The sequence below is a fragment of the Chryseobacterium sp. genome, assembly GCF_019236175.1.
Lineage (GTDB): Bacteria > Bacteroidota > Bacteroidia > Flavobacteriales > Weeksellaceae > Chryseobacterium.
Window position 1 is genome coordinate 271473 of the sequence record NZ_JAFAJM010000024.1, and the last position, 13263, is coordinate 284735.

A 13263-nucleotide genomic window follows, 5' to 3' on the forward strand; every position below is an offset into this window, starting at 1 on the left:
ATTCTCAACTTTCAACGAATATATGAAGTACCAAAGAAGTTCGGCTTTATTTGATGAAGCCTACAAATACATTCCCGGAGGGGTCAATTCTCCGGTTCGAGCATTCAAATCAGTAGGAGGAGTTCCTGTTTTTATGAAATCGGCTAAAGGAGCCTACCTTACCGATGCAGATGATAATACGTATATCGATTACATCAACTCATGGGGACCTGCAATTTTAGGGCATACGCACCCTGAAGTACTGGAAGAATTGAAAATTCAGGCAGAAAAAGGTTTCTCTTTTGGTGCGCCTACAGAACTTGAAACAGAAATCGCCAAATTTATTATTGATCATGTACCGAATATTGACCAGATCAGAATGGTCTCTTCAGGTACTGAGGCATGTATGAGTGCTGTAAGACTGGCAAGAGGATTCACAGGAAGAGATAAAATCGTAAAATTTGAAGGCTGTTATCACGGACATTCAGATTCATTCCTGATTAAAGCCGGAAGCGGTGCCGCTACATTTGGAAATCCAAATTCTCCCGGGGTAACTTCAGGAACAGCAAAAGATACTTTATTAGCCCGTTATAATGACTTTGAGCAGGTTGAGGATTTATTCCGACACAATCAGGGAGAAATTGCTGCCGTAATTATTGAACCCGTTGCAGGAAATATGGGTTGTGTTTTACCCGAAAATAATTTCCTTCAGAACCTGAGAAAAATCTGTGATGAAAACGGGGCATTATTGATTTTTGATGAAGTAATGACAGGTTTTAGACTGGCTTTTGGTGGAGCACAGGAACTTTTTAATGTAAAAGCAGATCTGGTAACTTATGGAAAAGTAATCGGTGGCGGGCTTCCGGTAGGTGCTTTTGCAGGAAGAAATGAAATAATGGACCACCTGGCTCCGAAAGGAGGTGTATACCAGGCCGGAACTTTAAGCGGAAATCCATTAGCGATGAGAGCCGGATTAAAAACACTTCAGCTGATTAAAAACGATCCTGAATTTTTCAACAGACTTCATACAACTACAGAAACCCTAGATTTTGAAATCGGAAAAATTTTAAATGAAAAAGGAATCGCTCATAAAATCAACAGAAAAGGTTCTATGATGTCGGTATTTTTCCATACAAACAGAGTTTCTAATTTTGATGAAGCTCAGGAAGCTAATCATTCATTGTTTAATAATTTCTTCCATCAGATGCTTCAGAATGGGGTGTATTTACCACCAAGTGGGTACGAAACATACTTCATCAGTGACGCGATCAAAGAAAAAGAAATTGATATGACGCTGGAAGCGGTAAGAAAATTTGAATATTCTAATACATAAATAAAAAAGCCATTGACACTCTTTGTATCAATGGCTTTTTTATTCCGGATAGATCTGTTTGATGTCTGTATATTTTCTTATGGTATGTATTTTAGATTAATGTCCTTAGCATTATAAGATACTTTTACAAGATATACTCTATTTTTTTCTAATAAAGGAAGGTCTGCTACGTTCAAAAAATCTTTGTATGTATTTTTGAATACTACTTTACCGGATGTATCAAATATAGAAATTTCTACGGAAGTATTAAGCTTTTCATCAATCCTGAGGAAGCTATTCCCTGTTGCCGGATTTTTTATAACGAGAGCTTCTCCTTTTTTTGCGTTCTTTATATTACTGGTCAGTTCAGATGAGGTTGGTCTTAATTCTATTTGACCAATTACGAATCCTGAAATTAAGTCTCTTGCATAATGGTTGTTTTCCATATGTATGTTCATAGCATAAACCCCTTGCGATAAACCTTCAAGATAGGCAGAATAAGAGTTTTGAGAATTATTGTATTTAAAATTAATGAATTGTGTTATGCCGGAATTGTTATTTCCGTTTTCCGGTAGCCGATAAATTTCAGCTTTAATAAAGCTGTTTTTGATTTCATGATTCTGTATATCTTTGATTGTTAATGTGTTGTTGTCTAAATCTTTTTCCAGAAGAAATCCTTCATTTTCTTTACTTACATAGATCGTAAGAAATTTTCCGTTATTATTTTTTATGCTGTGTTTTCCCTTTGGATAGTTTTCCATATAAGCTTCTCTTACTTCTGCATTCCTTTCTTTTATGCTGATTACTTCATAACTTTCTGTATTATCCTTTACAATAAGATCAGGTTTTTCATTGTAAATAAGCTGATAATTAGAATATTCAGTAATAACTGGTGAATTTATATTCTCTTTTTTAGCTGGTACTGAAGCAGGGTTTTCTGTAAAAATTTGATTAATTTTTTTCCATAATTCGAAATCTTCATGAAGATAAGTATGGTTATCTTTGCCTTCTCCTTCGGGTACCATAATGTGGCCTCCGAGTTTATAGTGGCTGTAGTACGGCGTTACGCCATCATTATTTCCACCCCCCAGTGCTTTGATAGTGTTTCCACTTACCAAATATTTTAAAAAATTGGGAAAAGTGACATTTGATAATTGATTGTAACCGGTATGTCCAAAATGATAAAACAGACTGGGGTCGTTATTGGGATGATTATCTATTGTTTTTCGGACATTTTCCATGTAGTAGGTTGTAGATGTTTTCATACCTTCATCACCGAACTGAGAAGAAGCCACCCAATTTAGAATAGGCCATTCTCCTATATTGGCAATCTGAGTCCCTTTAAAAGGAGTTCCTAAGGTAACTACCTTGATGGCCATATCTTTTTTTCCGTGAACAGTTAATGCCAGATCTATACTTTTCCCTCCGTTGCTATGAGCCAGCATATAAAATTTGGAGCTTCCCAGTTTTGTTTTTATTTGATCTAGTCCTTTGGCAAATAATTCAGCATTGGTTTCCATTGAACCTCCTTTTGTAGTCGTCACAAAGACAGTTCTATAACCGTCATTAAAAGCCCATTTATACAATGAGCCATTAATAAATACACTGCTGGTTGCAGTAAAACCATGAGCAAATACGATCGTTTTTCCGTTCCAGTTATCAGGTGTAGTACCGTAATAAATGGTTTTTTCCTGATCATTTCCGGAAAGGGAACCATTATTAGGATTACCTAAATTTACCTCGGAAAGTTGTGCATACATTATAGCGTTAATAATAAAAGCAAAGACAAAAAGTAGTTTTTTGTATAACATGTTTTTTTTTATTTAAGATTCCTCTTTGTAAATCTATGTAAAATGTTGTATTTCATGATGTTAAGTTTGGTTAATGGAGTGTGGTTTTAGTATTTATTTAAATTTTTTATGATATTTTTTTTTATTTTAAATAAACCTGTTGTTTTATTTAATGGATACATGGTATTCTGCAAAATTTATTTTTACTTTTCCGAAGATATCAACCTTAATAATAAATCATACAGATTTTGTAATAAACCATACACTTTGTTGATCTGAGTTCTTTTTAATTTTGTCATAAATAGATTGGAAATGAAGACTTCAGACAATAATATATCCCGCAAAGATTTTATCAGAAATTCTGCACTGGCCATGGCCGGGCTAACTTTAATACCCGGTGTCATGACTGCATCACCGTTTTTTGATGAGAAAAATGTTTCGGCAAAAGGAAAATTAAGTCTCAAAAATGTTCGTCTGGAAACCGGATTTGAATATAAAGAGGGAGAGGTAGCTTCTACCAAAACAGATCTTTTTTATATAGAAGTTGAAAACGGGAAAATTACAAAAATTGCTCCTAATCAGCCTGCAGCAAAAGCAATTGATGCAAAGGGGCTGTTGATGCTTCCTGCATTTAAAGATATGCATATCCATCTGAATAAAACTTTTTACGGAGATAAGTGGCAGGCTGTGAGAAAAAGAACGGGCGGAATAAAAGGGATGATTGAACTGGAACAGAAAATACTTCCTGAAATGCTGAAAAACTCAACGTTTAAGGCTGAAAAAATGATTGAACTTTTACAGTCAAAAGGAACATCTTATGCCAGAAGTCATGTGAATATTGAGCCAACATCAAAACTTCAGTCTTTAAAAAATTTACAGAAAGCTTTAGAAAATAAAAAGAAAAGTTTCGGAGCAGAGCTGGTGGCTTTTCCACAACACGGAGTATTTTATACCGATTCCGCTCCTTACCTGAAAGAGGCTGCCAAAATGGATATTGATTTCATCGGCGGGGTAGACCCCTTCAATGTTGACGGAGATATTGAAAAAGTAATGGATTTTACCGTTCAGTTAGCGCTGGATCATAAAAAAGGAATTGATATTCATTTACATGAAACCGGAGATTCAGGATTGAAGACGGTAGAATATCTTATTAAAAAAGTAAATGAAAATCCTTCTTTAAAAGGAAAAACTTATTTAAGTCACTGCTTTATACTGGCTAAACTGGAAAGTGTAAAACAGGAAGAAGTCGCTGAAAAACTTGCAGAAGCTCAGATCGGGGTTGTATCTACGATTCCTTTCGGAAGGCTGATTATGCCGATTCCTACTTTATACAAGCATAATGTAACGGTATTAACCGGGAATGACAGTATTGTAGATCACTGGAATACTTTCGGAACGGGAAGTGTACTTCAAAAGGCCAATCTGATGGCGCAACTATACGGCTATTCAACGGAATTTTTATTATCAAGAAGTTTAAAACTGGCAACAGGAAATGTACTTCCGTTAGATGATAAAGGGACTCAGCAATGGCCTAAATCCGGAGATAAAGCAGACTTTGTATTGTTAAATGCAAGCTGTTCCGCGGAAGCCGTATCAAGGACCTCCAATGTTGAATCACTGGTGCATCAGGGAAATGTTGTTTTCTAATCATCATGTCAATACTTATGAAAGTCTTAGTATTTCTGTTAGCATTCGGAAGCCTGGGTGCCTGTAATAAGAAACCGATTGATTTTCCGCAACAAGAGATGATACAGGAGAAAGAGATCATAAATCTGGTCAGAAAAAATGATATTTCCGGGGTAAAATCTACTCTGGATGAAGGAACGGATATTAATACAAGAGATAAAAAAGGTCGTTCATTACTACTGATTGCAACCATAGGAAAACAATATGAAATGGCAAAGCTGCTCCTTTCTTATCGGGCAGATGTCAATCTTCAGGATGATCAGCTTGATAGTCCGTTTTTATATGCAGGAGCAAGCGGACAGACAGAACTGGTGCGGTTGTATCTGGCTCATGGAGCTCGTTTTGATGTATTCAACCGTTATAATGGAACCGCTTTGATTCCTGCCTGTGAAAGAGGGCATGTGGAAACGGTGAAACTTTTGGTATCCACAAAAGGCTTTCCGGTTAATCATGTGAACCGTCTGGGATGGACTGCCCTAATGGAAGCTGTAATCCTTGGAAACGGGAGTCAGAAATATCAGGAAATCGTACAGATTTTAAAAGTTAACGGAGCTGATATTCATATTCCCGATCATTCAGGAAAGACTCCTTTACAGCATGCAGAATCTCTTAGATTTACTGAAATCGCTCAGATATTGAAGTAGATTTATATAATTTTAGATATATAATTTAGTTGGTGTTTTTTAACCACAAAAATGACAAAAACTTGTCATTTACATTTTGGTTTTTAAAGACAATCATTCAATGCATGACCATCTTTGAGGAAGGTACATCGCAGGTTGGATAAGGTGGTTGATGCATTTGTCTTTTTTGTGGTTATTTTAATTTTTTCTCTCATTATTTTTATTAATTTTAAGGGAAATTCAGGTAGCGTGAGTTTTCATACAGATCATTTTCCCATTTTAGGAATTCAGGAGTTTAGTGAGAATCAGCTTAACAGCTGCAATTTGCTGTTTAATGAACTTTACGGGGCTCGTTCTATTGATGATCCTCATAAACATGACTTTTTTATTATTAACCTGTTTGAACACGGGCTGGGGTCTCATACCATTGATTTTGCAGAGTATGAAGTAAAAGATCACCAGATTCATCTTGTTTTTCCGGATCAGGTTCATCAGTGGGTGATTGAAAAAGAAACGATAGGGTATCAGCTCATGATCAGCAGAGACTGGTTTGAAAGTTTTCTGCCTTCTCTGAGATTTTCTGCATCTTATTACCAGAATCATCCCGTAATCAATCTTTCCAAAGACGTTTTTGAAACATTTTTGTACGAATTTCAGGCCATCCAGAAAGAATTAAAAGAAGAAAAAGTTTTTTGGGAACTGATTCAAAAGCGAAGTGAGCTTATCGGTTTATTGGTGAGTAAATCAGTAGAAGGTGCATTTAAGGATTTTGAAGTATATAATTCCAATCCGATTATTTCCAAATTCTTACACCTGATAGACGAACATTTTAAAACAGAAAGATCGGTTTCTTTCTATGCTGATAAGCTGAATATATCAGCCAATTATCTGAATATCGTTTGCAAGAAAAATCTTAACGCTTCAGCTTCTTCACTCATTCAGGACCGGATTCTTCTGGAGTCCAAACGCCTTCTGAAAGTTTCAGAAATGTCCGTAAAAGATATTGTATACGATCTCGGATTTTATGATCATGCCAGTTTTTCCAAATTCTTTAAGGCACAGACGGGAATGACCCCCTCTCAGTTCAAGGAATAATCTGTACAACACAAGGCATAATTAGTACACCGGTTTTGAACAGAAGCCGATGTAATTTTGTATAGTTAAAATTTTAAATTATGCAATTTCCATATCAATTAGCTGCAAAAGGAAAATATTCCCTGAAAAACGTTCGCCTGGAAACGGGTTTTGAATTCGAAAATGAAGAGGTAATAGGTACTAAAACAGCTCTTTTCAGTATTGAAATTGAAGACGGGAAAATCAAAGCGGTAAAAGCCAACGATCCGGCTTCTAATGCTATAGATGCCAAAGGATATCTGATGCTTCCTGCTTTCAGAGATATGCATATCCATTTGGATAAAACGCTATATGGGCTTCCGTGGCAGGCACTTTCTTCAAAAAGAAGAACGGTGAAGGATATGATAGCTTATGAACAGGAAATTATCCCGGAACTGCTAAAAACTTCGGTAGAAAGAGCAGAACAGCTGATAAGCCTGCAACAACACTACGGAACTCATTTTGCGAGAACCCATTTTAATGTTGATCCTACTTCAGGACTTCAGTCACTTGAACATTTAGAGCAGGCGCTTCAGAATAAGAAAGATTCTTTTAAAGCTGAACTGGTAGCTTTTCCGCAACATGGAGTTTATTATACGGAATCAGCTCCTCTGATGAAAGAAGCAGCACAGATGAAAAGTGTGAAATTTATTGGCGGCCTTGATCCTTTCAGTATTGACGGTAGTATTGAAAAAGTAATGGATTTTACTGTTCAGTTAGCTTTAGATCATAAAAAAGGGATTGATATTCACCTGCATGAAGCAGGCGAATCCGGAGTGAAAACCATCAATTACCTGATCGATAAAGCTATTGAAAACCCACAGCTTCAGGGAAAAACGTTTGTAAGTCATGCTTTTGCTCTGGGACATCTTTCTCCGAAAGATACAGAAAAGATTGCAGAGAGACTGGCTGAAGGTAAAGTGGGGATTGCCTCTTCCGTACCTTTTAAAGGAACGATAATGCCAATTCCAACCCTGAAAAAATACGGAGTGAATGTATTAATTGGTAATGATAATGTACAGGATTACTGGAGTACTTTCGGATCAGGAAATATGCTGCAGAAGGCCAATCTCATTTCAGAATTGTATGGATATGCTACTGAGCCGGCCCTTTCCAGAGCATTGCAGTTTGCAACTCAGAGTATTTTACCACTCGATGAAAAAGGCACCCAACAGTGGCCTAAAGCCGGAGATGAAGCAGCCATTGTACTTACAGATGCATCATGTTCTGCAGAAGCTGTTTCCAGAATGTCTAAGATAGAAGCTCTGATGAATGACGGGAACCTGTTCTGGAGAGATTAAAAGAATATATATTTTTTATATATACTTGTTTTTTGTGAAAAGGCCATCGGTTTTCCCGGTGGCTTTCTGTATGCCGTTGTTTTGTGAAAAATAAAAAGCCTTCAGATATTCCGAAGGCTTTTTTAATACTTGAAAAAGATATTTAACTACTGATAATATTATAAGTTATAATTAGTCCAACCGGCATACCATGTATCATTGGCATCCTGTACAGCACCTCTGTAAGTTACTTTTTTGAACCAAGGAGAACTTAATTTAGCATGTGTAAACAGTCCGCCTGTCAATAATGGGGATCCGGCAGCAGGAGAGAAGTTGGGTGTCGTTCCTGCAGGAGCCCATGCACCGGCAAGTTTTACGTCAGCCGTATAAGCAAGGATTGTGTTTCCCTTACTGTTAAAGTAAGTGGTAAGATCTGTGATGGAATATCCTGTTGGAGAAGAAGTAGACGCTCCGTATTTTAAAGGAACTACATTTCCTGCTAAGATATTATTTTCAAAAGCAAGAGCTCCGCTGGTGATATTTTTATCTGTTGGAGTTCCTTTAGTGGCATCAATGAATAAACCAACCGGGAACCCTGTAAATACAGAGTTGAATACAGAAATAGAAGAATTTCTTCTGATTTGTAAGGCATTTTGGAACAGTGAATTGATTGAACCTACATTGGTGCCTGTACTCGAAGAGTTGATGGGTCCTATGATGGTCATGTTTGAGAATGTCGCCGATGTCTGAGGAGTTAAAGAAGAACCGTTTGCATCATTATCAGACTCAAATCCGTTAGAACCGGAAACGTCCGCTACCTGAGGATCTCTTACAGCAATACCGAACTGGATATTTCCTGAAAAACCGTTATCTGTATCAAAATCATCATCAAGACCTTTGTAAGAGATAAGGTGAGAACAGTTTACCGTTCCTCCGAACCATTCGAAACTGTCATCGTTAGCATAAGCTACCTCTACATAATCTACAGTAGTACCGTTACCTACACCACCGAATGTAAGTCCGTTGATTTCTTTATCCGGTAAGAATGCATATCCCGCATATTCAATTCTTACATATTTTAATACACCACTGTTGTCAGCAGCATTATTCCCTCCGTAAAGTCCAAGACCCTCTGTGTTGTTGATCCCTCCTTCGATTTCCCCAACACCTTGCTGGTTGTTGAATGAAGCATTTGTAGGAGCATTTCCTAAGATAACCACTCCTGCCCAGTCTCCTCTTTTTGGACTTGGCTTTTCAGAAGTAAAGATAATCGGGTTGGCAGCAGTACCTTCCGCCATAATTTTACTTCCTCTTGTAATGATCAAAGCACCGTTTTTATCAGCCTCACCTACAATTCTGGTACCCGGCTCGATGGTTAAAGTAGCATTGTTTGTTACATATACTAATCCTCTTAACTTATAGATTTTATTAGCTTTAAGTGTTAAATTAGAGGTAATCTTTCCTGAAAGAATAAGATTTTCAGTATCTCCGTTTCCGGAACCACCACCCTGAATGATAGTCTGCCCGTCTTCTTCTATATTTCTACATGCGGTAGTGGATACTAGAGCACCAAGCATTAAAGAATACAAAACGAATTTTTTCATGTTATAAAGAATTAAAAGATTTATTAAATATTGAATGTGTTAAAAATTATATCCCAGTGTTAAGCTGACATTAGTTCCTGTTACTCTTTCTATAGCAAGAGCATCGGAGGCATCATATTTCTTGTTTCCGTTCAGATCGTGATAGAATTTTGCACGACGGTTTAGGATGTCAGAAACATTAAGCTTAATTTCTCCTTTATTTTTCCAGATTTTTTTGGCTACCTGGAAGTCTAAAAGTGGTCTTGGAGCTTCCCAGATTGGTGGAACCTGATCATTTCCTACATAAAGAATTCTTCTTCCGATCATATTGAAAAGTACTGTAGAACTCCATCCGGATTTTTCAGCATCATACTGAAGGCTCAGGTTGATCGTATAAGGAGACTGTCCCTGCATAGGTCTGTCGATCTTAGTCGCTTCGTCCGTTACTTTATTTTTAATCCATGCGAAGTTTCCGCCTAAAGTGAAATTTCTAAGACTGTTGACGAAGTCAAGTTTTTTTCTGAATTCAAGTTCAAGACCATAAGCATCGGCCTTATCTACGTTCAGATAATTGAAGGTATTACTTGTTCCTACTCCGGATTGATTGAAATATAATTCGATCGGTTTTTTGAAGTTTTTGTAGAAAGCAGCTACGGAAAGGATTTCTCCGTTTCTTGGATAAAATTCCCAGCGAAGGTCGGCATTCGTAATTTTAGTTCTTTCAATAAATTTGTTACCAATGACGGTAGCTCCTAAGTCAAAATCATAATAAGCCAGTGGGGAAACCTCTCTGAATTCCGGTCTTACAACAGTCTGAGAACCTGCAACACGGATATTCATTTTAGGATTTACCTTGAATGTTAAGTTAACAGCCGGTAAAAAATCGGTTACACGGGTATTGACAAAACGGTCATCGCTTCTTTTTGTACTTCCTACCAGCTGATCAAAGTTCTCAATTCTCAACCCCCAAACTGCTCTTAGCCATGGTGTAAAGTTGTTGTCAAGCTGTAAGTATCCTGCATTAAGGATTGTGTTGGCGATGTATCTGTACTGATTTCCGGCGATTTCATCAAATGTGAATTTGTTTCCGTCTGTTCCGAAGTTCTGAGGATCGAAAATGGATTCAAATGGTTGGGAAAGTAATCCCTGATTATATTTTTCAAGTCTTACAGAGAAAGGTCTTGAGTTGTAAATTCTGTCTTTTACCTGGAATAGATATCCCCCTTTAATCGTTTGTTTTTGTCCGAATAAAGTAAACGTTTTAGATACGTCTCCACCTGCGTTATACAGGTAATCACTTAGCGTGGAGTAGAATACACTTCCTGATTTTTGTGAAAGCCCGTTGGAAATAAGCGCTAAGTAAGGGCTCCCGTCGAGATTTGTATACTGGTTGTATTGTAAACGCTGTAATAACGGAATGTATTGGTCAAGAATTCCGAAGCTTCCGTACCAGTTAAAGGTAAGTCCTCCCAGAGCGTCTATTTTGTGAGATCCGTTAAGCGTAGAATTATAGAATGTTGTCTGTTTAAAACCAATCTCTCTTGCAATGATATTAGTCCCGTTGATAGGATCAAACTCAAAATCCTTTCCTGTTCTGAATGACATGTGATTCACCGTATTATTGGTGATGATGTTCTTCAGGGAGATTTTGTTGTTATTGTTTAGTTTTAAAGTAAGGTTTAATAATCCGCCTAAAATAACATCATTGCTGTATTTTTCAGTGTAATAATCAAAGTTGGTATCTGCAAGCTGATCATTGATTGTGAAGAAACGGTTTTTAGATTCGGTTCTTCTTTTGTTGTTACTGTAATTAAGAACCGCAATTACTCCTAAATCTTTTCCGAAGATTTTAGTATTGAATCCTCCGTCCAGCTGTAAACTTAGATTTTCAGGATATCCTACACTGTTGTATCCGAAGTTCTTTGTAAATCCTTTTCCAATCTCAGTTTTCTGTGCTTCACCCAAAATACTGAAAGCATTTTTTGCGGGCATATTGGTAGGAAGTTTTCTGTAGCCGTCGTCAATCCCTAGAAAATCCCATTTTCCACCTTTCTGCATTAAAAACTCATGGTTCATGGTAATGGAATTTCCTCCTACCCCTACCTGTGCGTTGAAGAAATTCTTATTAGGAATATCTTTCGTATTCACCTGGATCAGCCCTCCTGCCCATTCACCACTGTATTCAGGAATGAAAGTCTTATTGATGACAAGGGTTTCAATAACATTGGCCGGGAAAAGGTCAAATGAGAATGTCTTTCTGTCCGGCTCTGTACTGGAAAGCTGAATTCCATTTAACATAGCCTGGTTATAACGGTCGGATAAACCTCTGACAACAATGTACTTTCCATCAGATAAACTCACACCGGATACTCTTTTAAGAACTTCTCCCGTGTTTCTGTCCGGACTTCTTTTAATGGCTTCAACACCTATTACCTGAGAAACTACTCCTGCATTTTTTTGTAAACCGATAGTAGAAGCTATCGTTTCTTTTCTGGCATTGGATCTGATCACAACTCCTTCAATTTCTTTTTCCTTAGCAGAAGGCCTGTTCAGAACAATGTCAAGATGGGTATTGGTATCATTTTTTACCGTTACCTCACTGATTTCTTTTTTGCCGTACCCATTGGAAGTTACTGTGATAATGTAGTTGGTTCCAGGTGATAAGTTGATAGAGTAGTATCCGGAAATATCGGTTACGACCTCCTGGTCATTGACCTTTACTTTTACCCCTTCGATAGGTGTGTTGTCTTTCTCATCCAGTACCCTGCCTTCCAGAACCTGGCTTTGTGCAAATGCATAGCCAGCAGAAAACAAGGCAAGTAGCATAATGCTCTTGTGGAGTTGTTTTTTCATTTTACTTTCGTTTACTTCTTTTTCAAGGGCAAAATAAAGACTAAGTTTTTAAGAAAAGTTTAGGATAATTTTAATTAATTATGAAGTTTATATGAATAAAAAAGGGTGAATTACTATTATTGAAATTTCTTTTTTATAATTATATTTTTTTTAATTATTTTGAATTTTGTTTCGTATATTTGATTTATATTTATTTTATATTTGTTTTTGTTGTTGATTTTTTAACACGAGACAAGTATTGTGTTTTTTAATAATTAGTTAACATTTGACAGATAGATGAAATCAATGAAAATAACTAATTTTGTGGGAATTCTTAAACTAGAAGATGAGCAAAAAAATTCTTTTAATAGACGACGAACTGGACATTTTAGAGATTCTGTCTTACAACTTACAAAAAGAAGGTTATGATATCTATACTGCTACAAATGGTAATGAAGGTATAGAAAAAGCAAAGGAAATTGTACCGGACCTTATTCTATTAGATGTAATGATGCCTGAAAAAGACGGCATTGAAACCTGTCAGGAACTTCGTAAAGTGAAAGAACTTCAAAAAACACTGATTGTTTTCCTTTCCGCAAGAAGCGAAGAATTTTCCCAACTGGCAGGATTTCAGGCAGGAGCCAACGATTATATTGTAAAACTGATCAAACCGAAAATTCTTATCTCTAAAGTCAATGCATTGTTACAACTGACTTCTCAGGTTTCTGATAATGCTAAACTTATTGAAATAGGAGATCTGGTCATAGACAAAGATAATTTCAGAGTTTCTAAAAGCGGACAGCAGTTTCTGCTTCCTAAAAAAGAATTTGATCTGCTTTATCTCCTGGCTTCCAATACTGAAAAAGTTTTCAAAAGAGAAGAAATTCTGGAAAAAGTATGGGGTAATGATGTGATCGTAGGAGAGAGAACAATAGATGTTCATATCCGAAGACTTAGAGAAAAACTGGGAATCAACACCATTCAGACTTTAAAGGGAATAGGATATAAACTTATCGTTTAATCACTTAAAAATCTTAACTTTACCTTCAATCATTAAAACTTTGT

At 36.7% G+C, this 13263-nt stretch carries 9 protein-coding genes; 6 read left to right on the forward strand and 3 right to left on the reverse strand.

Translation table 11 applies throughout. The features are described 5' to 3' along the window. Positions 1-22: 22 nt before the first annotated feature. A complete protein-coding gene (hemL, locus tag JO178_RS21195; protein WP_291940286.1) occupies positions 23-1312 on the forward strand; it encodes a glutamate-1-semialdehyde 2,1-aminomutase in 1290 nt (429 codons plus the stop codon). A gap of 77 nt (positions 1313-1389) precedes the next feature. On the opposite strand, the gene JO178_RS21200 is transcribed toward hemL, so the two are convergent. Further along, the gene (locus JO178_RS21200; RefSeq protein ID WP_291940287.1) at positions 1390-3102 is read right to left on the reverse strand and encodes a T9SS type A sorting domain-containing protein; all 1713 of its coding nucleotides are present in this window, start codon (positions 3100-3102) and stop codon (positions 1390-1392) included. A gap of 291 nt (positions 3103-3393) precedes the next feature. On the opposite strand from JO178_RS21200, the gene JO178_RS21205 reads away from it, so the two are divergent. From JO178_RS21205 to JO178_RS21220, 4 genes are all read left to right on the forward strand, one after another. Next, entirely contained in the window at positions 3394-4728 is a 1335-nt protein-coding gene (locus JO178_RS21205) for an amidohydrolase (protein WP_291940288.1), read from the forward strand. 17 nt (positions 4729-4745) lie between these two features. Then, on the forward strand, positions 4746-5411 hold the full coding sequence (locus JO178_RS21210) for an ankyrin repeat domain-containing protein (RefSeq protein ID WP_291940290.1): 666 nt from the start codon (positions 4746-4748) through the stop codon (positions 5409-5411). A gap of 228 nt (positions 5412-5639) precedes the next feature. Then, positions 5640-6485, forward strand: coding sequence for a helix-turn-helix domain-containing protein (locus JO178_RS21215; RefSeq protein ID WP_291940292.1), 846 nt, complete (start codon positions 5640-5642; stop codon positions 6483-6485). Positions 6486-6565: 80 nt separating this feature from the next. Beyond that, positions 6566-7804 carry an amidohydrolase gene (locus JO178_RS21220; protein WP_291940294.1) on the forward strand — a complete coding sequence of 413 codons (1239 nt, stop codon included), beginning with the start codon at positions 6566-6568 and terminating at the stop codon, positions 7802-7804. A 158-nt stretch (positions 7805-7962) separates the two neighbouring features. Here JO178_RS21220 and JO178_RS21225 read toward each other — a convergent pair whose 3' ends face one another. Both JO178_RS21225 and JO178_RS21230 read right to left on the reverse strand, forming a co-directional pair. Beyond that, the gene (locus tag JO178_RS21225) at positions 7963-9387 is read right to left on the reverse strand and encodes a hypothetical protein (protein WP_291940296.1); all 1425 of its coding nucleotides are present in this window, start codon (positions 9385-9387) and stop codon (positions 7963-7965) included. A gap of 39 nt (positions 9388-9426) precedes the next feature. Then, positions 9427-12219, reverse strand: coding sequence for a TonB-dependent receptor (locus tag JO178_RS21230; protein WP_291940298.1), 2793 nt, complete (start codon positions 12217-12219; stop codon positions 9427-9429). A gap of 325 nt (positions 12220-12544) precedes the next feature. On the opposite strand from JO178_RS21230, the gene JO178_RS21235 reads away from it, so the two are divergent. Next, positions 12545-13219: a response regulator transcription factor gene (locus JO178_RS21235; RefSeq protein ID WP_291940300.1), complete on the forward strand. Its 675-nt coding sequence runs from the start codon at positions 12545-12547 to the stop codon at positions 13217-13219. Positions 13220-13263: the final 44 nt, after the last annotated feature.